General features: G+C 63.4%; 23 protein-coding genes. 16 read left to right on the top strand and 7 right to left on the bottom strand.

Translation table 11 applies throughout. The annotated features are described in order from the left end of the window. Positions 1-86: 86 nt before the first annotated feature. Entirely contained in the window at positions 87-2372 is a 2286-nt protein-coding gene (gene parC, locus ABVK50_RS14810) for a DNA topoisomerase IV subunit A (RefSeq protein ID WP_353640842.1), read from the top strand. A gap of 39 nt (positions 2373-2411) precedes the next feature. Here parC and ABVK50_RS14805 read toward each other — a convergent pair whose 3' ends face one another. Further along, positions 2412-3461: an SDR family oxidoreductase gene (locus ABVK50_RS14805; RefSeq protein WP_353640843.1), complete on the bottom strand. Its 1050-nt coding sequence runs from the start codon at positions 3459-3461 to the stop codon at positions 2412-2414. Between the two features lie 53 nt (positions 3462-3514). Between ABVK50_RS14805 and ABVK50_RS14800 the strand changes: the two genes are divergently transcribed. The 3 genes from ABVK50_RS14800 to ABVK50_RS14790 are packed head-to-tail and all read left to right on the top strand — an operon-like array spanning position 3515 to position 8540. Then, positions 3515-4171 (top strand): TetR/AcrR family transcriptional regulator, encoded by a 657-nt coding sequence (locus tag ABVK50_RS14800; protein WP_353640844.1) that lies wholly within the window; start codon positions 3515-3517, stop codon positions 4169-4171. A 35-nt stretch (positions 4172-4206) separates the two neighbouring features. Then, a complete protein-coding gene (locus ABVK50_RS14795) occupies positions 4207-5415 on the top strand; it encodes an efflux RND transporter periplasmic adaptor subunit (protein ID WP_353640845.1) in 1209 nt (402 codons plus the stop codon). Further along, positions 5412-8540, top strand: a complete 3129-nt coding sequence (locus tag ABVK50_RS14790) for an efflux RND transporter permease subunit (RefSeq protein WP_353640846.1) — start codon at positions 5412-5414, stop codon at positions 8538-8540. The genes ABVK50_RS14795 and ABVK50_RS14790 overlap by 4 nt, the downstream gene beginning before the upstream one ends. An 80-nt stretch (positions 8541-8620) precedes the next feature. Here the strand turns inward: ABVK50_RS14790 and ABVK50_RS14785 are convergent, their stop codons facing one another. From ABVK50_RS14785 to ABVK50_RS14770, 4 genes are all read right to left on the bottom strand, one after another. Beyond that, the gene (locus ABVK50_RS14785) at positions 8621-9874 is read right to left on the bottom strand and encodes a L,D-transpeptidase family protein (protein ID WP_353640847.1); all 1254 of its coding nucleotides are present in this window, start codon (positions 9872-9874) and stop codon (positions 8621-8623) included. A 371-nt stretch (positions 9875-10245) separates the two neighbouring features. Continuing rightward, positions 10246-10761, bottom strand: coding sequence for a winged helix DNA-binding protein (locus tag ABVK50_RS14780; RefSeq protein WP_008836742.1), 516 nt, complete (start codon positions 10759-10761; stop codon positions 10246-10248). Between the two features lie 164 nt (positions 10762-10925). Then, on the bottom strand, positions 10926-11342 hold the full coding sequence (locus ABVK50_RS14775) for a DUF6163 family protein (protein ID WP_353640848.1): 417 nt from the start codon (positions 11340-11342) through the stop codon (positions 10926-10928). 8 nt (positions 11343-11350) lie between these two features. Continuing rightward, entirely contained in the window at positions 11351-12400 is a 1050-nt protein-coding gene (locus ABVK50_RS14770; protein WP_353640849.1) for an enoyl-CoA hydratase/isomerase family protein, read from the bottom strand. Positions 12401-12593: 193 nt separating this feature from the next. Here ABVK50_RS14770 and hemB point away from each other — a divergent pair, with 193 nt between their 5' ends. Continuing rightward, the gene (gene hemB / locus ABVK50_RS14765; protein ID WP_353640850.1) at positions 12594-13625 is read left to right on the top strand and encodes a porphobilinogen synthase; all 1032 of its coding nucleotides are present in this window, start codon (positions 12594-12596) and stop codon (positions 13623-13625) included. After that, entirely contained in the window at positions 13622-13996 is a 375-nt protein-coding gene (locus ABVK50_RS14760; RefSeq protein ID WP_353640851.1) for a DUF423 domain-containing protein, read from the top strand. Before hemB ends, ABVK50_RS14760 begins: the two co-directional genes overlap by 4 nt. A gap of 59 nt (positions 13997-14055) precedes the next feature. On the opposite strand, the gene ABVK50_RS14755 is transcribed toward ABVK50_RS14760, so the two are convergent. Further along, positions 14056-14199, bottom strand: coding sequence for a hypothetical protein (locus ABVK50_RS14755; RefSeq protein WP_353640852.1), 144 nt, complete (start codon positions 14197-14199; stop codon positions 14056-14058). 349 nt (positions 14200-14548) lie between these two features. Between ABVK50_RS14755 and ABVK50_RS14750 the strand changes: the two genes are divergently transcribed. Next, positions 14549-15604, top strand: a complete 1056-nt coding sequence (locus tag ABVK50_RS14750) for a LacI family DNA-binding transcriptional regulator (RefSeq protein WP_353640853.1) — start codon at positions 14549-14551, stop codon at positions 15602-15604. A gap of 9 nt (positions 15605-15613) precedes the next feature. Here the strand turns inward: ABVK50_RS14750 and ABVK50_RS14745 are convergent, their stop codons facing one another. Next, the gene (locus ABVK50_RS14745; protein WP_353640854.1) at positions 15614-17530 is read right to left on the bottom strand and encodes an ABC transporter ATP-binding protein/permease; all 1917 of its coding nucleotides are present in this window, start codon (positions 17528-17530) and stop codon (positions 15614-15616) included. Between the two features lie 352 nt (positions 17531-17882). On the opposite strand from ABVK50_RS14745, the gene ABVK50_RS14740 reads away from it, so the two are divergent. The 9 genes from ABVK50_RS14740 (at position 17883) to ribH (ending at position 25337) form a co-directional block, all read left to right on the top strand. Beyond that, positions 17883-18353 carry an RDD family protein gene (locus tag ABVK50_RS14740; RefSeq protein WP_353640855.1) on the top strand — a complete coding sequence of 157 codons (471 nt, stop codon included), beginning with the start codon at positions 17883-17885 and terminating at the stop codon, positions 18351-18353. A 126-nt stretch (positions 18354-18479) separates the two neighbouring features. After that, positions 18480-19238 carry an arginyltransferase gene (locus ABVK50_RS14735; protein WP_353640856.1) on the top strand — a complete coding sequence of 253 codons (759 nt, stop codon included), beginning with the start codon at positions 18480-18482 and terminating at the stop codon, positions 19236-19238. 52 nt (positions 19239-19290) lie between these two features. After that, on the top strand, positions 19291-20190 hold the full coding sequence (locus ABVK50_RS14730) for a DMT family transporter (RefSeq protein ID WP_353640857.1): 900 nt from the start codon (positions 19291-19293) through the stop codon (positions 20188-20190). A gap of 92 nt (positions 20191-20282) precedes the next feature. After that, a complete protein-coding gene (locus tag ABVK50_RS14725) occupies positions 20283-20837 on the top strand; it encodes a sugar O-acetyltransferase (RefSeq protein WP_353640858.1) in 555 nt (184 codons plus the stop codon). Between the two features lie 140 nt (positions 20838-20977). Beyond that, complete coding sequence (glyA, locus tag ABVK50_RS14720; protein WP_353640859.1) at positions 20978-22294, top strand: serine hydroxymethyltransferase; 1317 nt, start codon at positions 20978-20980, stop codon at positions 22292-22294. An 83-nt stretch (positions 22295-22377) separates the two neighbouring features. Further along, positions 22378-22842, top strand: coding sequence for a transcriptional regulator NrdR (gene nrdR / locus ABVK50_RS14715; RefSeq protein ID WP_008836717.1), 465 nt, complete (start codon positions 22378-22380; stop codon positions 22840-22842). A gap of 3 nt (positions 22843-22845) precedes the next feature. Continuing rightward, positions 22846-23976, top strand: coding sequence for a bifunctional diaminohydroxyphosphoribosylaminopyrimidine deaminase/5-amino-6-(5-phosphoribosylamino)uracil reductase RibD (ribD, locus tag ABVK50_RS14710; protein WP_353640860.1), 1131 nt, complete (start codon positions 22846-22848; stop codon positions 23974-23976). Next, the gene (locus ABVK50_RS14705) at positions 23976-24593 is read left to right on the top strand and encodes a riboflavin synthase (RefSeq protein WP_353640861.1); all 618 of its coding nucleotides are present in this window, start codon (positions 23976-23978) and stop codon (positions 24591-24593) included. The genes ribD and ABVK50_RS14705 overlap by 1 nt, the downstream gene beginning before the upstream one ends. 288 nt (positions 24594-24881) lie before the next feature. Continuing rightward, the gene (gene ribH / locus ABVK50_RS14700; RefSeq protein ID WP_353640862.1) at positions 24882-25337 is read left to right on the top strand and encodes a 6,7-dimethyl-8-ribityllumazine synthase; all 456 of its coding nucleotides are present in this window, start codon (positions 24882-24884) and stop codon (positions 25335-25337) included. Positions 25338-25358: the final 21 nt, after the last annotated feature.

Below are 25358 nucleotides of genomic sequence, written 5' to 3'. Positions count from 1 at the left end.
GCAAGATTGGCGCTTGCGCACGGTGAAAAGACCGTTCCGGTAAGCCTCCTCTTGCCGCGAATCGCCGGCTAAGCTAACTGCACGCCATGGGAAAAGGGCTTTTGCCGCCAGGGTCCGGCGGCGGCGACGCAATAGAACCGGTCGATCTGAAGAAGGCGCTCGAGGAGCGCTATCTCGCCTATGCGCTGTCGACCATCATGCACCGGGCGCTGCCCGATGTCCGCGACGGGCTGAAGCCGGTCCATCGCCGCATCATGCACGCCATGCGGCTGCTGCGGCTGAACCCCGACCAGGGCTTTGCCAAATGCGCCCGCATCGTCGGCGAGGTGATGGGCAAGTTCCACCCGCACGGCGACCAGTCGATCTACGACGCTCTGGTGCGGCTGGCGCAGGATTTCGCGGTGCGCTATCCGCTGGTCGACGGGCAGGGCAATTTCGGCAATATCGACGGCGATTTCGCAGCCGCCATGCGCTACACCGAGGCGCGTATGACCGAGGTGGCGACAGAACTGCTCGCCGGCATCACCGAGGACGCCGTCGACTTCCGCCCCACCTACAACGAGGAAGACGAGGAGCCGGTGGTCTTGCCCGGCGCCTTCCCGAACCTTCTGGCCAACGGCTCGTCGGGCATCGCCGTCGGCATGGCGACCTCGATCCCGCCCCACAATGCCGCCGAACTCTGCAAGGCCGCACTCCACCTGATCGATCATCCGGATGCGACGGTCGAAGATCTGATGACCAAGGAGCCGCATCCGGACGATGCGGACGAGAACATGGTGCGCGGCCCGGATTTCCCGACCGGCGGCATCATCGTCGACAGCTGGGAATCGATTGTCGAGGCCTACAAGACCGGCCGCGGCGGCTTTCGCGTGCGGGCGCGCTATGAGACCGAGGACCAGGGCAGGGGTACCTGGAACATCGTCGTCACGGAAATTCCCTACCAGGTGCAAAAGGCGCGGCTGATCGAGAAGATCGCCGAGCTTCTGGTGGCGCGAAAACTGCCGCTGCTGGAGGACGTCCGCGACGAAAGCGCGGAAGACATCCGCCTTGTCCTGGTGCCGAAGAGCCGTACCGTCGATCCCGCGCTTCTGATGGAATCGCTGTTCAAGCTGACCGAGCTTGAAAGTCGCTTCCCGCTCAACATGAACGTCCTGTCGCGCGGCAAGGTGCCGAATGTGCTGTCGCTGAAAAGCGTGCTGCAGGAATGGCTGGAGCATCGCCGCGACGTTCTGCTGCGCCGCTCGCGCCACCGCCTTGGCGAGATCGAGCGCCGGCTGGAAATCCTTGCCGGCTATCTGATCGCCTATCTGAACATCGACGAGGTGATCAGGATCATCCGCGAGGAGGACGAGCCCAAGCAGGTGATGATGGCCCGCTGGGACCTGACCGACAATCAGGCCGAGGCGATCCTGAACATGCGGCTGCGTGCGCTGCGCAAGCTGGAGGAGTTCGAGATCCGCAAGGAGTTCGACGGGCTCTCGGCGGAGAAGGCGCAGATCGAGGCGCTGCTTGCTTCAGACGCCAAGCAGTGGAAGACGATCCGCTGGGAAGTCGAGAAGGTGCGCGACAAGTTCGGCTCGCATACACCGCTCGGCAAGCGCCGCACGACCTTCGCCGACGCGCCCGACCATGACCTGACCGATATCCACCACGCCATGGTGGAGAAGGAGCCGGTAACGGTGGTGGTCTCGGCCAAAGGCTGGCTGCGCGCGATGAAGGGCCATCTCTCCGACCTGTCGCAGCTGACCTTTAAGGAAGGCGACAGCCTTAAGCTCGCCTTCCCAGCGCAGACCACCGACAAGATCATCGTCTTTACCACCGGCGGCAAATTCTACACGATCGGCGCCGACCGGCTGCCGGGCGGGCGCGGCCATGGCGAGCCGATCCGTATCATCGTCGACATGGACAACGACCAGGACATCGTCACCGCCTTCGTCCACAATCCTGGGCGCAAGCTGCTGCTCGTCAGCCATGAGGGCAACGGCTTTGTCGTGCCTGAGGCCGAGGTGGCGGCCAACACCCGCAAGGGCAAGCAGGTGATGAATGTGCGCGCGCCCGACGAGGCGCAACGCTGCGTGCCGGTCGACGGTGACCACATCGCCATCGTCGGCGAAAACCGCAAGATGCTGATCTTCCCGTTGGCAGATGTTCCGGAGATGGGCCGCGGCAAGGGCGTTCGCCTGCAGAAATACAAGGATGGCGGCGTGCTCGACGTGAAGCTGTTTGCCATGGGGGCGGGGCTCAGCTGGCAGGATTCGGCCGGCCGCACCTTCCTGAAGACGCGCGAGGAACTGATCGAATGGATGGGCTCACGCGCCTCCGCCGGACGGCTGGCGCCGAAAGGCTTTCCGCGGACGGGCAAATTCGGGTAGGCGTGGGCTGCCTCATACTGTTGTGCTGAGAAAATCCTCCTAGTAGACCAAGGCTCCGCACGTCATGTTGACGACGGTGCCTGTCATTGCGTGGGCACGGGCGGACGCCACGAACGCCGCGACATCCGCCACTTCGCCGAGCGTCGGCAGCCGCTTGAGCAGCGTTCCTTCCGCCGCACCTTGAAGCATTTCCTCAACAGTCAGGCCGGCGCGCTCGGCAGCGGGCTGGAAGACACGCCTACTGTGCGAGCCCTTTGTCAGCGCCTCCGGAATAGCATGGGGCTGCAGGCAAACGACACGAATGCCGCGCGGTGCGAGTTCAGCGGCCAACAGCCGGGTCAGGCCTTCCGTGACCGCACAGGCCGCGCCATAGCCGAGATAGCCAATGCCGGGCAGACGCGATCCTGGCGTCGATATGTTCATGATGACACCCGAGCCTCTTTGCGCCATGAAACGCGCCGCCGCCTTGGCAGTGATGAAGACCGCCTTTGCGTAGGTCTCGATCGGAAGCATGAAGTCCGTGAGAGAAAGTCCTGCCAGCGGCGTCCCTTGCACGTGGGAAAAGCCCACCGCGTTCAGGGCGATATCGATGCCCCCAGTCTCTCTTGCCACAACTTCGGCATGGTGCTCGACCGCCCGCTCGTCGAGGACATCGAGGACCGCAACGTTCGCGGCGCCGCCCTTTCTGACGATCTCCTCCGCGCCCGCCTCGAGCTTTTGCAGCGTACGACCGACAAGAAAGACCTTTGCACCCTCGCGGGCAAACGCCCCGGCCGCTGCCCCGCCGATCGCGCCACTGCCTCCATAGACGATCGCGGTTTGTCCCCGTAGCAGCATGATTCGCACCCTCCTCATGTGTTGATTGCATATTGCAATCAGTTGCACATTAAGATCAATTACCTGAGAAATGCAACCGGCTTCTGAAAGGGGGTTGAGCCGCCGGCGAAAGCCTCCGCTGACGTAAATTTCATTGAGTTCCTGAGTCCGTCGCGTGCCGGCTGCGCCGCCGTGTCGCACGCGTTTTGTCAGCGGTATTCCAGCCAGCCCATTGACTGCGAATGATCGTTCGCATAAATCGAGAACGATCATTCGCATTAAATGAGAGCGAACGTTCGCTCGAAGTGAGTTCGGATATGGAAGAATTGTCCACCAGAAACGAATTGCCGGGCGCTGACGATCCGTTGGAATTGCTGTCGCGAGCCGGACGCCGCGACCAGCAGATCCAGCGCATTCTGGAGGCGGCGAAGACATGCTTCGTGCGCTCCGGCTTCCAGGGCGCGTCGATGCAGCAGATCTGCGCCGAAGTCGGCATGAGCCCGGGCGCGCTCTATCGCTATTTCCCGTCGAAGGAAGCGATCGTCGAGGCGATCTGCGAAGCCGATCGCCAGGACGACATGACCTGCTTCGGCGCGTTGCGCGGCGCCACTTCGGCCGCCGAAGGCGTCGTGCAGGCGGCGATGGCGCACATTACGCATACGCATATGAAGGGCAGCGCCCCGCTATTTGCCGAGATGCGCTCCGAATCCATGCGCAACGAGGCGGTACGGGCGACCGTCGACGGGCACAAGGGGGAGGTGGCCGCGATGATCGAGCCGCTTCTGGCAGCAGCAATCGCGCGGGGCGAGATCGACCCGCCGGTAGAGCTTCCTGTCCTGATGGCCGTCCTGATGTCGGTCGGCGAGGGCTTGGCGATCAACGATTTGCCCGCCCGTGGCGTGCCGCTCGACAAGCTCGAAACCGCCCTTCGCGCCATGATCGAAGGCATGTTTCGGCCAACCAAAAACATCGCGTCCGAATAGCCGCCCCCAACCCTCAAGCCAACCTGGTTAATCTCATGTCGCGTAATGCCGTTATTGCCGTTTCCCTTGGCGTGCTGCTTGCTGGCGCAGCCGCCGTTGTCGGGTTCGCCCCGGCCTCCTTTGCAGCGAGCGAAGCCGAGCCGGCTGCCGTGCAGACGCCGCCTTCGATCCGGGTGGCGCGGGCCGAGCGGCGCGAGCTGGTCGAGACGCTGTCGGTGACCGGAACGATATTGCCGCGCGAAGAAGCGGCCGCAGGCACCGATCTCAACGGCCTGACGGTGACGGCGCTGAACGCCGACGAAGGCGACACGGTCAAGAAGGGCGAGGTGCTCGCCGTCCTCGACCGCTCCACGCTCGACACGCAGCTTGCGCAGATGCAGGCGAGCCGCGCCCAGGCCGAGGCCAATATCGCGCAGATGAACGCCCAGATCGGCGACGCCGAGGTCGGCGTCAGCCAGGCGAAGGACGCGCTCGAACGGGCGAGGGCGCTTCAGAAGAAGGGCGTCGCCACGCAGGCGCAGCTCGACAATGCGCGGCACGCCTTCGACAGCGCCAACGCCAAGCTGGTTTCCGCCCAAAAGGCGCTCGCCGCTTCGCAGGCGCAGCTCGCCGTCATCGACGCGCAGACGCAGAACGTCCTTTTGCAGATCGAAAAGACCGAGGTGAGGGCGCCCGCCGACGGGCTGGTGCTCGCGCGTGACGCCACGTTGGGCGGCGTCGTTTCGGCCGGCAGCGGTCCGCTGTTCCGGATCGCCATCGGTTCGGAATTCGAGCTTGCTGCGACCGTCGCCGAGACGGTGCTGCCGAAGCTCTCGAAAGACATGCAGGCGGAGATATCGCTGGCCGGATCGGACAAGGCGACCGGCGGCAAGATCCGCCGGATTTCACCGGAGATAGACAGCAAGTCGCGGCTCGGCTCGATCCGCATCGCGCTCGATCCCGGCAGCGAGGCCCGCGCCGGCAGTTTCGCGCGCGGCGAGGTCGAGACGAAGCGCAGCGATGCGGTCGCCGTGCCGGCGTCGGCGGTGATCTTCCGCGGCGAGAAGGCCTTTCTGCAACTGGTCACCGAGGGCAAGATCGCAACCGTGCCGGTGACGCTCGGCGTACGCGACGGCGGTTTCGTCGAGGTCGTCTCGGGCGTGGAAGAGGGCCAGGAAGTGGTTTCGCGCGCGGGCACCTTCGTTGCCGATGGCGATCTGGTGACACCGGTGCGCGCCGATGAGACGGGAGCCATCCAGCCATGAATTTCTCCGCCTGGTCGATCCGCAATCCGGTTCCCGCGATCCTGCTCTTCATCGTGCTTGTCGTGCTAGGCCTGATGAGCTTTGCGAAGCTGCCGATCACCCGCTTTCCAAACATCGACGTGCCGCTGGTCAATGTGACGGTCACCGATCCGGGCGTCGCGCCGAGCGAGTTGGAGACGCAGGTGACCAAACGTGTCGAGGACGCGGTCGCCAACATTTCCGGTGTCAAGAACGTCATCTCGACCATCACCGAGGGAAATTCGCAGACGCAGGTCGAATTCCGTCTCGAAGTGGATACGCAGACTGCAGTAAACGACGTCAAGGACGCGGTCGAGCGCATCCGCTCCGACCTGCCGGCGACCTCAGACGAGCCGGTTGTGAACCGCATTGACGTTGAGGGCCAGGCGATCCTGACCTATGCCGTCTCCGCGCCGGCAATGACCATCGAAGAGCTTTCGTGGTTTGTCGACGACACCGTCATCCGCAAGCTGCAGGGCCTGAAGGGAGTCGCCCGTGTCGACCGCTATGGCGGGGTGACCCGCGAGATCAAGGTCGAGATCGACCCGGACAGGCTGAATTCGCTCGGCGTGACGGCCGGCGACGTGAACCGCGCGCTGCGTTCGGTCAACGCCGACATGACCGGCGGCAGCGCCGGTTTCGGCGCCCGCGACCAGTCGATCCGCACGCTCGGCGGCGCCAAGAAGATCGCCGACCTCGAAGCGCTCGAAATCCCGCTGGCGGGAGACCGCAAGGTGAAGCTCGCCGACATTGCGACGGTCAGCGATTCCTGGGAGGAGCCGAAATCCTTCGCCCGGGTGAACAGCCAGACGGTGGTGTCGTTCGGCATCTTCCGCGGCAAGGGCGAGAGCGATGTCGAGGTCAACGAGCGCGCCACGGCCGCCATTGCCGACCTCCAGAAAGCCTATCCCGACGTATCGATCACCAAAGTCGACGACTCGGTGACCTATACCGAGGGCAATTACGATTCGGCGATGGAAATGCTGCTCGAGGGCGCGGCGCTCTCGGTTATCGTCGTCTTCCTGTTCCTGCGCGATTTCCGCGCCACCATCGTGGCCGCCGCGGCGCTGCCTCTGTCGATCATCCCGACCTTCTGGGCGCTCGACATGATGGGCTTCTCGCTCAACCTGGTCAGCCTGCTCGGCATCACGCTGGTGGTCGGCATCCTCGTCGACGACGCCATCGTCGAGATCGAGAACATCGTGCGCCACGTGAAGATGGGCAAGTCGCCCTACCGCGCCTCGCTGGAGGCGGCCGACGAGATCGGACTAGCGGTTATCGCCATCTCCGCGACGATCATGGCGGTGTTCGCGCCTGTCTCCTTCATGGGCGGCATTGCCGGCCAGTATTTCAAGCAGTTCGGCCTGACGGTCGCGGTCGCCGTGTTCTTCTCGCTCCTGGTGGCGCGCCTGATCACGCCGATGATGGCAGCCTATTTCCTGCGCGGCCATGGCCATGCCGAGCCCAAGCCGGGCATGGTCATGCGGGCCTATGTCGGCTTCCTGAAGATGACGCTGCGCTTCCGCTGGCTGACGCTCGCCGCCGGCATCGCATTCTTCGCCGGTTCGATTTACGCGATCGGCTTCCTCCCATCCGGCTTCATCCCGCGCGAGGATGCCAGCCGCATTGTGTTTTCGGTCGAGCTGCCGCCCGGAAGCCGGCTCGAAGACACCCGCGAGGCGACCGACGAGGTGACGCGGCTGATGCGCGAGGTTTCCGAGGTCGAGAACGTCTATGTGATCGGCGGCGCAAGCCCGACCGGCACGCTGGAGACGCGCCGCGCGACGGTGGTCGCCGACCTGAAGCACAAGTCCGAGCGCGACGTGCCGCAGCACGAGATCGAAGAAATCCTGCTCCGCAAGATGGAGACGGTTCCGGACGTCCGCGCCTATTTCGTCAATGACCGTGGCGAGCGCGCGCTGGCCTTCGGCGTGATGGGAACCGACGGCGCCGTGCTCGACGAGCAGGCACGCAAGATCCAGAGCGCAATGACGGCGACCGGAAAATTCCGCGCGGTCACCTCCAACGCCGCGCTCGACCGGCCGGAAGTCATTGTCGTTCCCGACCATGAGAGGCTTGCCGAACTCGGCATTTCGACGGCGACGATCGCCGAGACGCTGCGCATCGCCACGATCGGCGACATTGACGCCAATCTGGCGAAGTTCACCGTCGGCGACCGGCAGATCCCGATCCGCGTCCAGCTCGACGAAGCCGCGCGCGACGATCTTTCGGTGGTCAGCCAGCTTCCGGTGCCGACCGCGTCGGGTGTATCGGTGCCGCTGGCGTCGGTCGCCGAAATCCGCTTCGGGCAGGGGCCTTCCTCGATCGCCCGCTTCAACCGTGAGCGGCGCGTCGTCATCGGCGCCGACATGGCGCAGGGCGCAGAACTCAGCGAAGGGCTCGGCATCGTCTGGGCACTGCCGGAGGTCAAGGACATGCCTGCCGGCACCCGTATCCAGGAGACCGGCGACGCCGAGATCATGGGCGAGGTGTTCGCAGGCTTCGCCACTGCCATGGGCACCGGCATCATGCTGGTGCTGGTGGTGCTGATCCTGCTGTTCGGTTCGGTGTTCCACTCCTTCACGATCCTGGGCTCGCTGCCGCTTGCGATCGGCGGCGTGGTGGCTGCGCTGTGGCTAACCAATTCGGCGGTCTCCATGCCCGTCGTGATCGGCATATTGATGCTGATGGGCATCGTCACCAAGAACGCCATCATGCTGGTCGATTTCGCGGTCGAGGAAGCCAAGCAGGGCGTGCCGCGCGCCGAGGCGATCATCGACGCCGGTCGCAAGCGCGCCCGGCCGATCGTGATGACCACGATCGCCATGTCGGCCGGCATGATACCGGCGGCCCTGGCGCTCGGCGACGGCGGCGAGTTCCGCGCGCCGATGGCGATCGCCGTGATCGGCGGCCTGCTGGTCTCGACGCTGCTGTCGCTGGTGTTCGTGCCGTCCTTCTACACGATTATGGACGACGCGGCGATCGGTACGGCGCGGCTGTTCCGCTGGCTGGTGAACCCGAACCAGGCTGACGAGCCGGACGCCGAGCACGGCGCGACCGTTCATGTCCTGCCGAAGCGCGAGGAGTTTCCGGTCGCGGCGGAGTAGGATTTCTCACCCGCGAAGGAGATAGCGCCAATAAAAAAGCCGCCTGGAGGCGGCTTTTTTTATTTGAAACTTCCGAACGCTCAGAGCGCCGAAGAGATCTGCAGCTCGTCGACGCCGTCGCGGGCGTAGATGTCGTCGCGGAAATGCACCACCGCATCGCCTGTCGACCAGGCAGAGACATAGGTGAAATAGACCGGAACCGGATCGGCAAGCTGGACCGGGGTGCTCTCGCCGCTCTTGATGGTCTGCTCGAAGCGCTGGCGGTCCCAGCCCTCGGTGCCGCGCAGCAGCCAGGTGACCAGGTCGCGCACGTTCTGGACGCGCACGCAGCCCGACGAATCGAAACGCATCAGCTTGGAGAACAGGCTCTGCTGCGGCGTGTCGTGCATGTAGACGGCATGCGGGTTGGGGAAATTGATCTTCACCGAGGCCATAGCGTTGATCTGGCCCGGATCCTGACGGAAGTGGAATTTCGCCGCGTCCTCGGTGTTCCAGTTGATCGTCGTCGGATCGACTTCGTTGCCGTCCGGCCCGAGAATGCGGATGCTGTTTTCGGCCAGGTATTGCGGGTTCTTCCGCATCAGCGGGATGATGTCCTTGCGGACGATCGATTCCGGCGCATTCCAATACGGATTGACGATGACTTCGTTGATCTTGGAATTGAGGATCGGCGTCTGGCGGTCGATCTTGCCGACGATCGCGGTATGGCGCAGCACCACGCGGCCGTTTTCGACCGCCTCGATCTGCGCGGCCGGGATGTTGACCATGACATAGCGGTAGCCGAGATCGCCCGACATGCTGCGCAGCCGTACCAGGTTGGTCTCGAGCTGGCCGAGGCGGACGGGCGCCGACACATTCATCGCGGCATAGGAATACTGGCCGAGTACGCCGTCGGACGGCAGGCCATGACGGGCCTGGAACCGCTTGACCGCACCGTCGACATAGGTGTCGAAGGCCGGCGAAATGCCGGCGTTCTGCGACAGGTCGCCCGCTATCATCAACCGCTTGCGCAGCACCTCGACATCCGGGTCGACGACGCCGAGTTTCAGCTTCTTGGTCGCCGGAACGATCGGCCAGCCGCCCTGCGCGACGATGCCCTGATACCGTCCGACCGCCTGCTCGATGTAGGAAACCGTCTGCGGCGAGAAGATCGGCAGGTTGGAGGCGACCTTGCCGCCTTCACTGGCGCGAGCGTCGAACGTATCGTCCCAGTTGCCGCGGCGCGACGATTTGAGGATATCGCCGATCACGTCCTGGGCACTGGCGGCGCCTGCGAATGCGGTTGCGGCGATCGCGCCTGCACCGGAGAGGAAGAAGCGGCGAGTTGTTTTCATGGACATTCCAGACATCGATCCTGCGTTTCGACAATGGACGAATTTCATCCGGATTCTACGGCGACCATTGTTAACAAATGGCCAACCATAATCCCCCCGCCGCCCCTGTCCTGAACGCAATGAAGGAATGTGGGCGCCGGCAAGCGGCATCCGGCTTGACGGTCAGTTCAGCATCCGGATTTTCACTGGATTATGGCGCTAGCGTGACCGCGCCGGACGCGTAGCCATGATGAATACCAAAAAGAAAGCCCGCGCCGTCGCCGGCGCGGGCTTTGCTTGAGTAGTGTTGCTCGTTTGCCGCTACCGCCCGCCGCGAGCCAATGCCGCTGCGGCAAGCCGGTGCCGAAACCGGTGTATCGGCGCAGCCCCTATTACATCCTGTAAGCGATCGTATCGTTCCAGAAGCGGTCGAGGCGCTGCAAGGCGCGGTTCATCTGCTTGAACTCTTCGGTGTTGATGCCGCCGACCTGTTCGATCGAGCCGACATGGCGGTCGTAGAGCCCGGCCACCACTTCTGCGACTTCCTGGCCCTTCGGCGTCAGGCTGACACGTACAGAGCGGCGGTCGATGCGTGAGCGCTGGTGGTTGATGAAGCCGAGATCGACCAGCTTCTTCAGATTGTAGGAGACGTTGGAGCCCAGGTAATAGCCGCGCGAGCGCAACTCGCCGGCGGTCAACTCGGAATTGCCGATGTTGAACAGCAGCAGCGCCTGGATAGCGTTGATGTCGCTGCGGCCGTTGCGATCGAATTCATCCTTGATGACGTCGAGCAAACGGCGGTGCAGCCGTTCGACGAGCTGAAGTGATTCCATGTAAAGCGAGCGGATCGCATCACGGCGATCGTCGGATACGTTAGCGGTCTTGGCCGCCTGACGCTGATTGATCATTGTCTTTGCCTCTCGTTTGTCGCCCGGTGATTGTTTTGTTTCTCACCTTGATCCCGACACTATCGAATGCACATAAAATTCGACTTAAACGCTAGGCTTAACAAGGCCTTACCGGGAATAGCTTTCGAAAGAGGCTTAATGAACGATGACGCGAATGGATAAAATTAACCTTGTCGCGCCTGCTGCCGCTTCTGCAGGAAAATGACGACGCGGAAGGCGATGTAGAGAAGCGCGACGAAGGCGTGCGACCAGATAATGGCGGGGCGGGCGCCGAACAGATCCGGGAAGCCGGCATACATGACGATCTCGGTTGCCGCGCAGATGAACCAGATCACCGGTCCCCACGACGCCAGCATCCACAGGCCGCTGGCGGCGAATGGGTAGAAAACCGACAGGGTGACCGCCGCGATCTGCCAGTGGACCGGCATCAGGTCGAAGCGCCAGAGCGCGCCGTCATAGATACCGATCAGGCGCACCCAATAAAGAACGCCGAAGAGAAGGCAGTAGCCGGCGATGATGCGCTGGAACCAGACGAAGGCGATCTCGGCGGCGGAGAGCCCGATCACCGGCTGCCTTTCCATGAACACGCTCACAGAACCAGGTCCCCGCCGGGCAGCGGGGCGAAATAGGCCTCGATGGCGGCGGGGTCGACGTTGTCTAGCGTCGCCGGCCGCCATGCGGGCTTCGAGCCCTTGTCGATGATCGCTGCGCGGATGCCTTCATAGAAGTCGTGACCGGAGAGCATGCGGTTGACGATCCTGAACTCCATCCTCATGCACTCGTCCATATCCAGCATCGCGCCCATATTGATCTGCCTGAAGGCGACGTTGACGCTGGTCGGCGAGCGTTTCTCGATAGTGGCGAGCGCGGCCGCGGCAAACTCGCCAGCAGGTTCGGCCGCGTGCCGGCGCAGGCCGGTAACCAGGTCTTGCAGTTTTTCGCGGGAGAAGGACTGCGCGATCAGATGCAGCGTCGCATCGTCAGTCTCGCGCGGCGGCACATGGCACACCTTCTTCAGCGCCGCGTCCGGTCGGCCCGTCTCGCAGAGTTCTTCGATTAGACCTTCAAGCTTCGAGGCCGCCACCGCATAGGTGGCGAGCCCCGCCCAGAGCGCGTCGCCGCAGCGTATGCGGGTGCCGGTCAGGCCGAGATACATGCCGAAGCTGCCCTTGATGCGCGAGAGCAGGAAGCTGCCGCCGACATCCGGGAAGAAGCCGATTCCCACTTCAGGCATGGCGAAGACCGCATTTTCGGTCATCACCCGGTGGGAGCCGTGGAAGGAAACGCCGACGCCGCCGCCCATGACGATGCCGTCGATCAAAGCGACATAGGGTTTTTTGAAGCGCGCGATCGCGGCGTTCAGCCGGTACTCGTCGGCGAAGAAGTCGATCGGCGGATTGCCGGCGCGGCCGGCTTCGTAAATGTCGAGAATGTCGCCGCCTGCCGAAAACGCCTTGCCCTCGGCCTTGATCACCACCACCGCCACGCCGGAATCGGCTTCCCAGGCCTTTAGCGCCGCGCTCAATGCCCGGATCATGCGGTGGGTGACTGCGTTCAGCGCCTTCGGGCGGGCCAGCGTGACGATGCCAGCCTTGCCGGTCCGCTCGAAACGGATCTCATCGCCGCCGCCAAAATCCATCGTTCCGAAAATCCTTTGCGGCCCCGCCGAGCTTAAGTGCTAAAGGAGGGCGGACCGGTGCGTCAATGGCAGGTTTGGAGGGGAGGGACCATGCTTGCGTCGTATGGCGCGCCGCAATAGCGCTTGGCACAAGCTGCCGCATTGGTGATGTACGTCCCATCGTGCTAGAAACCGGCGATCCGGAGACAGGCCGATGAACAGATTCACTCCCGCAAAGCCCGCTGGCGCCCGTTCGGTCGACGAAATCACCGGCAGCCGCCGGCTTCGCCGCATGCGCAAGGCGGACTGGTCGCGCAGGCTCGTTCAGGAAAACCGGCTGACCGTGGACGATCTTATCTGGCCGATCTTCGTCATCGAAGGCGAGGGGCGGCGCGAGCCGATCCCGGCCATGCCGGGCGTCTTCCGCCTGACGCTCGATCTGGCCGTGAAAGAAGCCGAGCGCGCTGCAAGGCTCGGCATTCCCGCCATCGCCACCTTTCCGAATATCGAAACCGACCAGCGCGACCAGACCGGTTCGCACATTCTCGACCCGGAAAACGTCATCAACCGCATCACCCGCGCCATCAAGGCCGCCGTTCCCGAAATCGGCATCATCACCGATGCAGCCCTCGACCCGTTCACCAGCCATGGCCATGATGGCATCCTGCGCGACGGCGTGATCCTCAATGATGAGACCGTCGAGCAGGTCACCGCCGCCGCCGTCATCCAGGCGGCGAGCGGCGCCGACATCATCGCGCCGTCCGACATGATGGACGGGCGCATCGGCGCGATCCGCGACGCACTCGACGCCAATGGCTTCCAGGACGTGGCGATCATGTCCTATGCGACGAAATTCGCCTCCGCCTTCTACGGGCCCTACCGCGAAGCGGTCGGCACCGCCGGCCTGCTCAAGGGCGACAAGAAGACCTACTATCTCGACCACGCCAATTCGGACGAGGCGGTGCGCGAGGCCGAGCAGGACATTCTCGAAGGCGCCGACATGATCATGGTCAAGCCGGGCCTGCCTTATCTCGACATCATCCGCCGGCTGAAGGACGAGTTTTCGATGCCGACCTTCGCCTACCAGGTGTCGGGCGAATATTCGATGATCAAGGCGGCCGCCGCCAATGGCTGGATCGACGGCGAGAAGGCGATGCTGGAGAGCCTGCTTGCCTTCAAGCGCGCCGGCTGTGACGGCATTCTGACCTATTTCGCGCCGGAAGTGGCGGAGATGCTGGGCGCGTGACCAGCCGCCTCCTAGTCGTCGCTGGTGGCCTTTGCGGCGCTACCGGCGTTGCCCTATCGGCTGCGGCCGCTCATGCCGGCGGCGACAATCTCGGCATTGCCGCATCATTCCTGCTGATGCACGCCCCGGTCTTCCTAGCCACCGGCCTGCTTCGAGCGGGCCGGCCCCTGCGCGCCGGCGGTTTTATCCTGCTTTTCGGTCTTCTGATATTTGCCGGCGATCTTCTGACGCGGCACTACACGGGAAGCCGGCTGCTTCCGATGGCGGCGCCGGTCGGCGGCGTGCTGATGATCCTCGGCTGGTTCACCGTTGCTATCTCGGGATTCGCTTCATCGATCGGCGAACTTCGGGACGAGAACGAGGCACCGTAGCCCCTCCCGGCGTTCATCAGCGGCACGCCAGTATCGGCTCGTCCAGCGTGACGCGGATCTCACGGCAACCGGATCAGGCGTTGCAACGGATGAACGCGCGGCCGCACCGGCGCCTCCTTTCCAGCATCCTCGTCGCGTTTCGGGCGCGGGATGCCCCAGTGCTTCCGATAAATGTCTTCGAACAGAAAATGGATGGGGTGCATGGCGGCTTTCCTTCGTTCTTGAATCGATTCAACAAGCGGTCCGTCAAATGGCGGCTGCGTCGCGAGCCGAGCGTCTCCGGCGCGAGTCGCACCAGCGCTTGCGTTCATTCCGAGGCTTGCCTTTCGGCATGCCCCAATGGTTGCGGTAGATGTCTTCAAACAGGTAGTCGACGGGATGCACGGCAGCCTCCTCTTTTAAGCTTGGATCGATCCATCAGAAGCGTGGCACTTCGGATTGGATCGATTCAAAGATAGTTCAGGTAGCGACGATGTCAAGCAAAATTTGAATCGATCCAAGCGCTATGCTATCTGTGGTCCAGCGGCGCCTCGATTACTGCAAGGAGAACAAATGACGAGACCGGTCAGACTTGCGGATGTGGCCAGGGAGGCCGGTGTCTCGCATGGAACCGCCTCCAACGTGTTCAGCCGCCCGGAGATCGTGCGGGACGAGGTGAGGGAACGCGTATTTGCTGCCGCGCAAAAGCTCGGCTATGCCGGCCCGGATCCTAGGGGCCGGCTGCTGCGCGCCGGCAAGGTCAATGCGATCGGCGTCGCGACTGCCGAGCCGCTTTCCTATTTCTTCGACGACCCGTTCGCGCGCACTGTCATGTCCGGCATCAGCCAGGCCTGCGACGCCACCGGCGCAGGCATCTCGCTGGTCTCGGCCGCCAATAAGGAACTACTCGCCTGGAACATCCAGAGCGCGGTGGTCGACGGCTTCATCGTCTTCTGTGTCGAGGGCGGTTCGCGCCTGGTGGAACTGACCCGTGAGCGAAAGCTGCCCTTCGTGACCTTGGATTTTGCCGAGGATGACGACACGGTCGCCACGATCGGCGTCGACGATGTCGCTGGCGCAGGCATGGCGGCCCGGCACCTCGCCGAACTCGGCCACCGGCGTTTTGCTGTCCTCGCGCTGCCGACCATCGAGACCGGCTACGGGCCGACGACTCTGGAGCGCGCGCAGAACGCCATCTATTCGGGTACGCGCGACCGCATCCGCGGCTATTTCGAGGTGCTTGCCACGTACGGGATCGACGTGAAGGCGGTCCCGATCTACGAAACCGAGAACGACGAGGCGTCCACCCGCGCAGGCATGGAGCACCTGTTCACGGCCGCGGAGCCGCCGACGGCGATCCTGGCGATGTCCGACCGCATGGCGTTGACGGCGCTCGACTGGCTGCGCGAGCGCGGTATCGACGTCCCCGGCGAAGTGTCGGTGATCGGTTTCGACGGGGTGCCGGAAAGTGCCGTCTCCAGCCCGCCATTGACCACTATTGCTCAGCCCATAGTCGAGATTGGCCGCCGGGCCGTGCAGACGATTCTGGGTTTCGACGGAACGATCCGGCGGGAAATCCTGGACGTCGAACTCGTCGTTCGCGGTTCTACGGCCGTCGCGCCGGGATAAATCCGCAACTCAACGGGTGGGCTGTCCGGTCCCGTCCTTCCGGCGCAGACGCGGAATTCCCAACCCGCTTACAGCGGTCGGCTGTTCCAGGATCGTCGTAAGCTCCGCCGGAAGCGTGGAGCGAAGCGGATGCTTGACTGCAACGCCGTCAGCGATGCTGAGCACGCTGTCGTAGAACTCCGCTCCCGTCGCCGATTTCGGCGGCGAGGCTTCATGCATGACGCTGATCACGGTGATGCCGGGGCAATTGTCTTTGATCGCCTGGTGGAAGGCGGTTTTTGCGCTGACGTCGAGCGCGCCCGTCGATTCGTCGAGGAACAGCAGGCCCGGCCGGTGCAAAAGGATGCGCGCCAGCACCAGCTTCTGCTTCTGTCCTCCCGACAGGACCTCGTCCCAGCATTTTCCGTCGCGGCAGGCTTCGCCCAGAAACTCGATGAACTCGCCGAGGCCCGCCTTGTGCAGGGCGGACGCGGCTGCGGCGTCCGAATGGCCGCAATGGCTCTCCGGCAAGCAGACAAGCTGCTTCAGCGACACCCGCGACAGCCGAATGTCCTGGGACGCATAGAAGGAGCGGACGCCTTCAGGAAACACCACGTCGCCACCGCCATGCGGCCACAGACCGTTGATCGCCTTCAGGAGGCTGGTCTTGCCGCAGCCGGATTCACCTTTCATGAAGGTCCATTCGCCGCGGCGGAAGCGCAGATTGGCCGCGGTGACGAAGGGCGCCGCGTCATCGCCCTCATGCAGCAATTCCAGGTCGCGAACGGTCAACCCGAATACTGCATGCTGCCTGCCGAAACTGAAATCGCACCGGCCGGTGCTGCGGTAGAATTGGGACGGCTGCTGCACCTTTTCGATGGCTTTGGCGAGATCGCTCACGCGCCTGGCATTGGCCTTCAGTGTTGCGATCGCCGGCATGACGTGGATGAACCAGGAGCATTGGCCGATCAGCGAATTGACCAGCTCGGCGCCGGTTATGTAGCCCTTCAGGCTGATCTTTTCGTGCATGTAGGGCAACAGGCCAGGCCCGTAGGCGACGATGCGCGCGCCGAGGAAATCATAGATCTTCTCGAACGACATGTAGCCGGAATGGAACCAGTTCAGGCGCGACCAGGTGCGGTCGATATCCGTGTAGAGATTGTCGTGCATCTCCTTTTGCACGACTTCCCCCCGTGCCGCCGCGACATGAAAGCTGCGGCGCAGGAGCGTGGACAATTCACTGCGGTAGCTGCCTTCGGCGCGCTGAATGGCGATGGTCAGTTGCTCGAGTATGCGACCGAGCTTCAGGGCGATGAAGGTGTTCAACGGCACGTAGGCGGCGACGGCCGCGAAAGCGAGGATCGCGCCGCCATAGACGCCCAGAAATTCGAGGCCGGCGACAACTGTGGAGGTTTCGAGCAGCTTCTGGCCGACGAAGAACAGCGACGTGGCGACGCCCATGACGCCCATGGCAAGGCCGATCGCGCCGCCGGTCATGCCCTTGATGGATTCCTGGACGCGCTGGTCGATGTTGTCGGGAGGGGCAAGCGGCGCACCATCCTGATCGCGGGCGCCATGCTGCAGGTGAAAGTGGGTGTGGTTTGCGTCGAGCAAGGCTTCGTTGAAACGGCCGTTCAGCCATCCGCGCCATTTGCGGTGGAGGGTCGTCGAGAAGAGATGCCGGACGCCGATTATGCCGGCGTCCTTGAGGATCACGAGAAGGACCAGCAGGCCGGCATTGCCGAGCACCGTGGCCAGCGGGTTGGCGTTGCCGGGATCGTGGAAATAGGCGATCGAGTTGACGAGTTCACCGGATGCTTCGGCCATCCATACGCTGGTTTTGCTGGACGCTGCCGTGAACAGCGCGATCACGACTGTCAGCGTCCAGGCTTCCTTCCACCGGTTCGAGAACCAGTAGGCCCTCATCAGGCCCCAGAAACCGCACATCGAGGAAACCGGCGTTAATGAAGGGGATTTTACCCTGCCGCGCCATGTGCGAATAAGCCCTGGTCGAGGTCTCGCGACACCCGCCCGAATCACAACGTACCCACCCTTTCAGCCCCTTTTTTGCCATTAAGGTACCATGATTCGACCTTTTTCAAATCGATTTATCGTTTTCCGCGCGCCGGCCTGCGGTTATCTTTAATGGCGGTGCGCCTCGTCCAATCCGCTTCTGCCATGCGAATCCAGCGTTTCGCGCCCAACCGGCGGCAAATGCCCAACCTTGAATTTCCTGTGGCTTTTCACCATTTCGGTTGCGATACGCGCGGCAATGCCCGCGCCATCGAAAGGAAAGGCAATGGCTACCCAGACACTCGACGGTGAGATCGTGGCAACCCGGCTGGACGATACGCGCGCTTATGAGGGCGTGCTGACCCGGCGCGTGCTCGCCTTCTGCATCGACTACATGATCGTTGCGGTCCTCATCATTCCCTTTGCCATACTGATCGCCATATTGGGGATTCTGACGCTTGGCCTCGGCTGGATGCTGTTCAGCATTCTCGTGCCGGCGGTGGCGCTCATCTATGTCTGGAACACGCTCGGCGGCCCCAACCAGGCCACGGTCGGCATGCGCATGATGGGCATCCGTCTCGACAGGCTCGATGGCAAGCGGGTCGACGGCATGCTTGCCGTGGTCCATTCAGTTCTATTCTGGGGTCTGAATGTCGTGCTGACGCCGCTGATCCTGCTCGCGACCCTGTTCACCGACCGCAAGCGCGCCGTTCACGATCTGCTGCTCGGCACGGTGGTCACGCGTTCCGACCGCTGACCCCGCCTTTGCGAACAGTCCCGTCGCATCTGACAGCTATCGCGATTGGCGATCACGAATATTGAATTGAATTTTTCGCTGCGACAGCCATGGTAGTGTTGTTCGCGGGAGCTTAATCTACGCGCCATGACGCACCATACGACACAGTCGCCGCAATTCTTCCTGACCGCGCCTTCGCCGTGTCCCTACATTGAAGGCCAGTTCGAGCGGAAGGTGTTCACGCACCTGGTCGGCGACAAGGCGCCCGAGATGAACGACCTCCTGACGCAGGGAGGCTTCCGCCGGTCACAGAACATCGCCTACCGGCCTGCCTGTGAATCCTGCCGTGCCTGCGTCTCGGTGCGTATCCTTGCCGGCGAGTTCCAGGCGACGAAGAACATGCGGCGGGTCATCCAGCGCAATTCCGACCTGATCGGCGCCATGCACGACGCCGAGCCCTCCACCGAGCAATATTCGCTGTTTCGCCGATATCTCGATGCCCGCCACCGCAAGGGCGGCATGTCCGACATGACCGTGCTCGACTACGCCATGATGGTGGAGGACACCCATGTCGACACCAAGATCATCGAATACCGCAAGCGCGGTCCGGACAGCTTCATCACCGGCCGGGGGCAGGGCGAGCTGATCGCCGTCGCGCTGTCGGACAAGATGGCCGACGGCCTTTCCATGGTCTATTCCTACTTCAATCCGGACTTCGAGGACCGCTCGCTCGGCACCTTCATGATCCTCGACCACATTGCGCGCGCACGCGCAGCCGGCCTGCCCCATGTCTATCTCGGCTATTGGGTCAATGGCTCGCGCAAGATGAACTATAAGGTGCGCTTCATGCCGCAGGAGCATCTCGGCCCGAAGGGCTGGGAGCGCTACGAGCACGAGGCAATCTGACCGGCTTCGACAAGTCCGTCGCACCACCCTTACCCTTCCGGAGCCGTTTTCCGTGTTTGCCAGTTCGTCCAATCACGCGAAGGGTTTCGCGTTGACCGCGCTCGGCGGTCTGACCCTTACGGTCGATGTCCCGCTGATTCGCCTTGCTGGCGGTGAGCACTGGACCATCCTGCTTTTGCGCAGTTCCACGACACTTGTCGTGACGTTGCTGATCTGGCTTGTCTGGCGTTGGCTGCGGGGCAATGCCCCGGCGCTGGTGCCCGGTCGCTCCGGGCTCGCGGTCGCATTGTTCTACGGCCTCGGCTCCATCAGCTTCATCACCGCCGTCTTTCACACGTCGACCGCCAACCTCGTCTTCATCCTTGTCTTCAATACGATGTTCGCTGCGCTGCTGTCGTGGATATTTCTGAAGGAACGGCCCCGCCCGGCTACGCTTGTCGCCATGGCCTTCATGGCCAGCGGTGTGCTGGTCATCGTCAGCGACTCGATCGGCACCAGCCATCTGTTCGGTGATTTGATGGCTCTTGCGAGCTCCCTATTTCTCGCCTCGGCGATCACGGTTTCCCGCGCCAGCGGCAAGGATATGGGATTTACCGCGCTTGTTGCTGTGCTCCTGCCGTTCTTGATCGCCGTGGTCATGGTTCAGAAGACCGGCTTCCAGGTCGAGGCGCCGTGGTGGATCATTTTCAACGGCGGCGTCATCATGCCGATCGCCTTCTTCTGCCTCGCTACTGGCCCCAAATACATTTCCGGTCCCGAAGTGGCGATGTTCTACCTCCTCGAAACGGTGCTGGCTCCCGTCTGGGTGTGGATGATCTTCGCCGAGATTCCGTCGAGGAACAGCCTGATCGGCGGCGCGATCCTGATCGTCACGCTCGTCCTGCATTCACTTTGGCAGCTCAATCACGGCCGCAGACGCCGGGCCGCACAGGCGGTCAGGCATCCAGCATAGGCTCCGGCCGGCGGCAGGGCCAGTTTGCGGTTGCCGGATGGGATTTAGCCGGGGAAGGTGCATTCGCGCCAGTCGAATCACAGGAGGTTCTCGTGAGCATCAGCGAACGCGCGAAAATGGCCGCCGGCGAGTGGTACACCTGCATCGACCCCGAACTGGAGGCTCTGCGGGTCATCGCGCGTGACGCCGTGCACGAGCACAATTCGATGCGGCCCGGCGAGCGCGCAAGCATGGGGCCGGCGCTGCGGCTTTTGCTTGCGCAGGTTGGCGAGAATGCCCGCATCGAGGCGCCGTTCCACTGCGCCTATGGCGTTAACATCGAACTGGGCGACAACGTATTCCTGAATGCCGGCTGTACCATCCTCGACACCGCGCGGGTGGCGATTGGAAAATCGTCGCTTCTCGGACCGAACGTCCATATCTACTGCGCCGAGCACCACAAGGATGCGGCGCTGCGCAGCGCCGGCCTGGAAGTCGCACGTCCGGTCGAGATCGGCGAGCGCGTTTGGATCGGGGGCGGCGCGATCATTCTGGGCGGCGTTTCGATCGGCGACGGAGCCATTGTCGGGGCCGGCTCTGTCGTGACCAGAAGCGTGCCTGCCGGCACTACCGTGGTCGGCAACCCAGCGCGGACCATTCCCGTCTGAACCGAGCCGCCGCTCTGGCGCAAAGCGGCCAGCAAATTTCGCGCCATGAGCGTGGCGGGACCCCGGCAACTGTGCTAATTGCCCGCCCCATCGTGAAACCCCCCGGACACGATTGTCCGCCCACCGAGGATTGAACCGTCATGGCAACAGCAGCAGCGGCCGCAGCGCAGAATTTCGAAACTTTCTTCGGCGCGGAACTCGCGGAAACAGATCCGGAGATTTTCGGCTCCATCCGCCAGGAACTCGGTCGTCAGCGCCACGAGATCGAGCTGATCGCCTCGGAAAACATCGTTTCCCGCGCGGTCCTGGAAGCGCAGGGCTCGATCATGACCAACAAATATGCCGAGGGCTATCCGGGCAAGCGCTACTATGGCGGCTGCCAGTTCGTGGATATCGCCGAGGAATTGGCGATCGAGCGGGCAAAGAAGCTGTTTGACTGCAATTTCGCCAATGTCCAACCGAACTCCGGCAGCCAGATGAACCAGGCGGTGTTTCTGGCGCTGCTGCAGCCGGGCGACACGTTTATGGGTCTCGACCTGAATTCGGGCGGGCATCTGACGCACGGCTCGCCGGTCAACATGTCGGGCAAATGGTTCAAGGTCGTTTCCTACGGCGTGCGCAAGGACGACCATCTGCTCGATATGGACGAAGTGGCGCGGCTGGCGCGCGAGAACAAGCCGAAGCTGATCCTGGCCGGCGGCACCGCCTATTCGCGCATCTGGGACTGGAAGCGGTTCCGCGAGATCGCCGACGAGGTTGGCGCTTATCTGATGGTCGATATGGCCCACATCGCCGGTCTCGTAGCCGGCGGCATGCATCCGTCGCCGCTGCCGCATGCGCATGTGGTGACAACAACAACGCACAAGTCGCTGCGCGGCCCGCGCGGCGGCATGATCCTGACCAATGACGAGGAGATTGCCAAGAAGATGAATTCGGCGGTCTTCCCGGGCCTGCAGGGAGGTCCGCTGATGCATGTCATCGCCGCCAAGGCGGTGGCCTTCGGCGAGGCTCTGAAGCCGGAATTCAAGGTCTATGCTCAGAACGTCGTCGCTAACGCCAAGGCGCTCGCCGACAGCCTGAAGTCGACCGGCCTCGACATTGTCTCGGGCGGCACCGACAATCACCTGATGCTGGTCGACCTTCGCCCGAAGAATGCCACCGGCAAGCGCGCGGAAGCCGCGCTCGGCCGCGCAAACATCACCTGCAACAAGAACGGCATCCCCTTCGATCCGGAAAAGCCGTTCGTAACCTCGGGCATTCGCCTCGGCACTCCTGCCGGCACGACGCGCGGCTTCGGTGCGGCCGAGTTCCGCGAGATCGGCAATCTGATTGCCGAGGTGCTCGACGGGCTTAAGGCTGCGAATTCCGACGAGGGCAACGCGGCGGTCGAGGCCGCGGTGAAGCAGAAGGTGATGGCGCTGACGGAGCGGTTTCCGCTCTATCCGTATCTGGGATAGCAGGCACACGCCGCTTTGCACTTTTCCGGCAAAGGCACTAAGCCTTTGCCGATCCGAGAATCGCTGCAAAACGAAGGCCGTCCATGCGCTGTCCCTACTGTCAGTCGGAAGATACGCAGGTGAAGGATTCCCGTCCCGCCGAGGACGGGGCGGCGATCCGCCGGCGACGGGTTTGCCCGGATTGCGGCGGCCGCTTCACCACCTTCGAGCGGGTTCAGTTGCGCGACCTCGTCGTCGTCAAGAAATCGGGCCGCAAGGTGCCGTTCAGCCGCGACAAGCTGCTGCGCTCCATGGAAATCGCCGTGCGCAAGCGCAATGTCGATCCCGAGCGCATCGACCGCGCAGTGACCGGCATCGTGCGCCAGCTCGAAAGCTCGGGTGAGACGGAAGTCACCTCCGGCGAGGTCGGCCGGCTGGTCATGGAAGCCTTAAAGGCGCTCGACGATGTCGCTTACGTCCGCTTCGCCTCGGTCTACCGCAATTTCCGCGAGGCCAAGGACTTCCACGAGGTGCTGGGCGAGCTCAAGGGCGACGAGGACGGCGGCTGAGCCATGGCCGGCAGGGCGGTCAGCCAGGATGAGCGTGAGAGGACCGACCGCCGCTTCATGGCGGCGGCGCTCAGATTGTCGAAAAAGCATTCCGGTTTGACTTCGACCAATCCGTCCGTCGGAACGCTGATCGTGCGTGACGACGGCGATGGCCCGGTCATCGTCGGTCGTGGCGTCACCGCGGTTGGCGGCCGGCCGCATGCCGAGGCGGAGGCGCTGGCCGAGGCTGGTGCACTGGCGCGCGGCGCTACCGCTTATGTCACGCTGGAACCCTGCGCCCATCACGGCCGGACGCCGCCTTGCGCCAACGCTCTGGTTACGGCCGGCGTCGCCCGCGTGGTCGGCGCGGCGAGCGATCCGGATCCGCGCGTTTCGGGCAAGGGCTATGCGATCCTGCGGGCGGCCGGCGTCGAGGTCGTAGAACGGGTTCTGGTCGAGGAGGCCGCCGCGCAGATGGCGGGCTACCTCATTCGATCGTTGAAGAAACGTCCGCAAGTATCACTGAAGCTGGCAGTCTCGAGCGATGGTATGATCGGGCGGCTGGGGGCGGGGCAGGTGCCAATCACCGGCACGGTGGCGCGCCGGCAGGTGCATCTGATGCGGGCCGAGGCGGACGCGATACTGGTCGGCATCGGCACGGCGCTGGCCGACGACCCGGAACTGACTGTCCGGTTGCCGGGGCTGGAGGGACGCTCGCCGGCGCGGATCGTGATCGATCGCCAGGCGCGGCTGCCGCTAGGCTCGAAGCTGGTCCAGTCGGCGCAACGGGTACCGGTGCTTATCGCGGCGGCCCCGGAGGCCGATCCCGAGCGCAAAGCGGCGCTCGAAAGCGCCGGCGTGAAACTGCTCGCCACCGAGACTTATGACGGCAAGGTGGCGCTCCCGGAATTCCTTGAGGATCTAGCGGCGCAGGGCATGTCGAGCATCCTGGTCGAGGGTGGCGCCGACACGGCGCGGTATTTCCTCGATGAGGGGCTGGTCGACCGGATCGCGCTGTTTTTCGGACCGGGATCGGTCGGGGAGGGCGGAATTGTGAGCCCGCTCGACCGCGACCATATACCGGCGGATTTCCGGCTCGTTGCCGAAGCCAGCTTCGGCGACGATTCCTATGCCGAATGGATAAGGGATTTCTGATGTTCACCGGAATTGTCACCGATGTCGGAACGGTCGCCCAGGTGTCGCCACTGCCGCAGGGCGTGCGGCTCAGGATCGACACCTCCTACGACCCCGCAACTGTCGACATCGGCGCATCCATCTCATGCGCCGGCGTTTGCCTTACCGTCGTGGCGCTGCCCGAATCGGGATCGAACCAGCGCTGGTTCGAGGTCGAGGCTTGGGAAGAGGCGCTGCGCCTGACAACGGCGGCCGGATGGCAGGCCGGCACGCGCATCAACCTCGAACGCGCACTGAAGATCGGCGACGAACTCGGAGGCCACATCGTCTCCGGCCATGTCGACGGCATGGCCGAGATTGTGGAGCGGAAAGATGAGGGCGACGCAGTGCGCTTCCGGCTCGAAGCGCCGCGCGAACTCGCGAAATTCATCGCACCGAAGGGCTCGGTGGCGCTGGACGGGACCTCGCTGACGGTCAACGGCGTCGAGGGCCGGCTGTTCGACGTGCTCCTGATCCATCACTCGCTGACCGTAACCACCTGGGGCGAGCGCCAGGCCGGCGACCGCGTCAATCTCGAAGTCGATACCATAGCTCGTTATGCAGCGCGGCTGGTTGAGGCGGCGAGGGAGGGATTGTGATGAAATTCGCCCAGCCTCAGTCGAACAGGAAAAGAAACGCCTGCGCCTGACGCTCGAAGCCTTGGTCGATGTAGATGCGGGCCGTGTCATCAACCACTATGCCGTGAAAGCGTGGTTCAATAGCCTCGACACACAGCAGGACGGTGCCGAAGGCAGATCAAGTTTCTGTTTGGCGGTCCTTCAGCGAATCCTGCTCCGGCAGAGTCGAGGCTGATGGATCCTTTCGAAACGAACCGCTTGCGGTGAACTGCGGTTCGGCCTAAGTCACCGGCAATCCCGGAGACATTCATGGCTGCTTCCAAAAAACCTCATCTTTTGATCGTCGAGGCGCGTTTCTACGATGGCCTTGCCGATGCGCTGCTCGAAGGCGCCAAGGCCGCGCTCGACGAAGCGGGCGCGACCTACGATGTCGTCACCGTTCCCGGCGCGCTGGAGATCCCGGCCGTGATAACTTTCGCGCTGGTCGGTGCGGAGGAGGGCGGCACCGATTATGACGGCTTCGTCGCGCTCGGCACCGTCATCCGCGGCGACACCTATCATTTCGATATCGTCGCCAACGAATCGTCGCGCGCGCTGATGGACCTCGCCGTCGAAGGCTCGCTGGCCATCGGCAACGGCATTCTGACCACCGAGAACGACGAGCAAGCTTGGTTGCGGGCTCGCCGCACCGAGGGCGACAAGGGCGGCTTTGCCGCACGCGCGGCGCTCACCATGATCGCGCTTCGCGAACGGCTCGGAGCCTGAGAGCGGTGAGCCGACCCGACG

The organism is Mesorhizobium sp. WSM2240, from assembly GCF_040438645.1.
In the GTDB taxonomy this organism is placed as follows: Bacteria; Pseudomonadota; Alphaproteobacteria; order Rhizobiales; family Rhizobiaceae; genus Allomesorhizobium.
Note: the sequence above shows the minus strand (reverse complement) of the source record. Positions and strands in the feature narration are given on the sequence as shown.

Excerpts from the sequence above, each read along its gene's own strand:
- parC (WP_353640842.1), top strand. The coding sequence starts at position 87 with ATGGGAAAAGGGCTTTTGCCGCCAGGGTCCGGCGGCGGCGACGCAATA.
- ABVK50_RS14805 (WP_353640843.1), bottom strand. The coding sequence starts at position 3,461 with ATGATCGTTCTCGATTTATGCGAACGATCATTCGCAGTCAATGGGCTG.
- ABVK50_RS14795 (WP_353640845.1), top strand. The coding sequence starts at position 4,207 with ATGTCGCGTAATGCCGTTATTGCCGTTTCCCTTGGCGTGCTGCTTGCT.
- ABVK50_RS14790 (WP_353640846.1), top strand. The coding sequence starts at position 5,412 with ATGAATTTCTCCGCCTGGTCGATCCGCAATCCGGTTCCCGCGATCCTG.
- ABVK50_RS14785 (WP_353640847.1), bottom strand. The coding sequence starts at position 9,874 with ATGAAAACAACTCGCCGCTTCTTCCTCTCCGGTGCAGGCGCGATCGCC.
- ABVK50_RS14780 (WP_008836742.1), bottom strand. The coding sequence starts at position 10,761 with ATGATCAATCAGCGTCAGGCGGCCAAGACCGCTAACGTATCCGACGAT.
- ABVK50_RS14775 (WP_353640848.1), bottom strand. The coding sequence starts at position 11,342 with ATGGAAAGGCAGCCGGTGATCGGGCTCTCCGCCGCCGAGATCGCCTTC.
- ABVK50_RS14770 (WP_353640849.1), bottom strand. The coding sequence starts at position 12,400 with ATGGATTTTGGCGGCGGCGATGAGATCCGTTTCGAGCGGACCGGCAAG.
- hemB (WP_353640850.1), top strand. The coding sequence starts at position 12,594 with ATGAACAGATTCACTCCCGCAAAGCCCGCTGGCGCCCGTTCGGTCGAC.
- ABVK50_RS14755 (WP_353640852.1), bottom strand. The coding sequence starts at position 14,199 with ATGCACCCCATCCATTTTCTGTTCGAAGACATTTATCGGAAGCACTGG.
- ABVK50_RS14750 (WP_353640853.1), top strand. The coding sequence starts at position 14,549 with ATGACGAGACCGGTCAGACTTGCGGATGTGGCCAGGGAGGCCGGTGTC.
- ABVK50_RS14745 (WP_353640854.1), bottom strand. The coding sequence starts at position 17,530 with ATGTGCGGTTTCTGGGGCCTGATGAGGGCCTACTGGTTCTCGAACCGG.
- ABVK50_RS14740 (WP_353640855.1), top strand. The coding sequence starts at position 17,883 with ATGGCTACCCAGACACTCGACGGTGAGATCGTGGCAACCCGGCTGGAC.
- ABVK50_RS14735 (WP_353640856.1), top strand. The coding sequence starts at position 18,480 with ATGACGCACCATACGACACAGTCGCCGCAATTCTTCCTGACCGCGCCT.
- glyA (WP_353640859.1), top strand. The coding sequence starts at position 20,978 with ATGGCAACAGCAGCAGCGGCCGCAGCGCAGAATTTCGAAACTTTCTTC.
- nrdR (WP_008836717.1), top strand. The coding sequence starts at position 22,378 with ATGCGCTGTCCCTACTGTCAGTCGGAAGATACGCAGGTGAAGGATTCC.
- ribD (WP_353640860.1), top strand. The coding sequence starts at position 22,846 with ATGGCCGGCAGGGCGGTCAGCCAGGATGAGCGTGAGAGGACCGACCGC.
- ABVK50_RS14705 (WP_353640861.1), top strand. The coding sequence starts at position 23,976 with ATGTTCACCGGAATTGTCACCGATGTCGGAACGGTCGCCCAGGTGTCG.
- ribH (WP_353640862.1), top strand. The coding sequence starts at position 24,882 with ATGGCTGCTTCCAAAAAACCTCATCTTTTGATCGTCGAGGCGCGTTTC.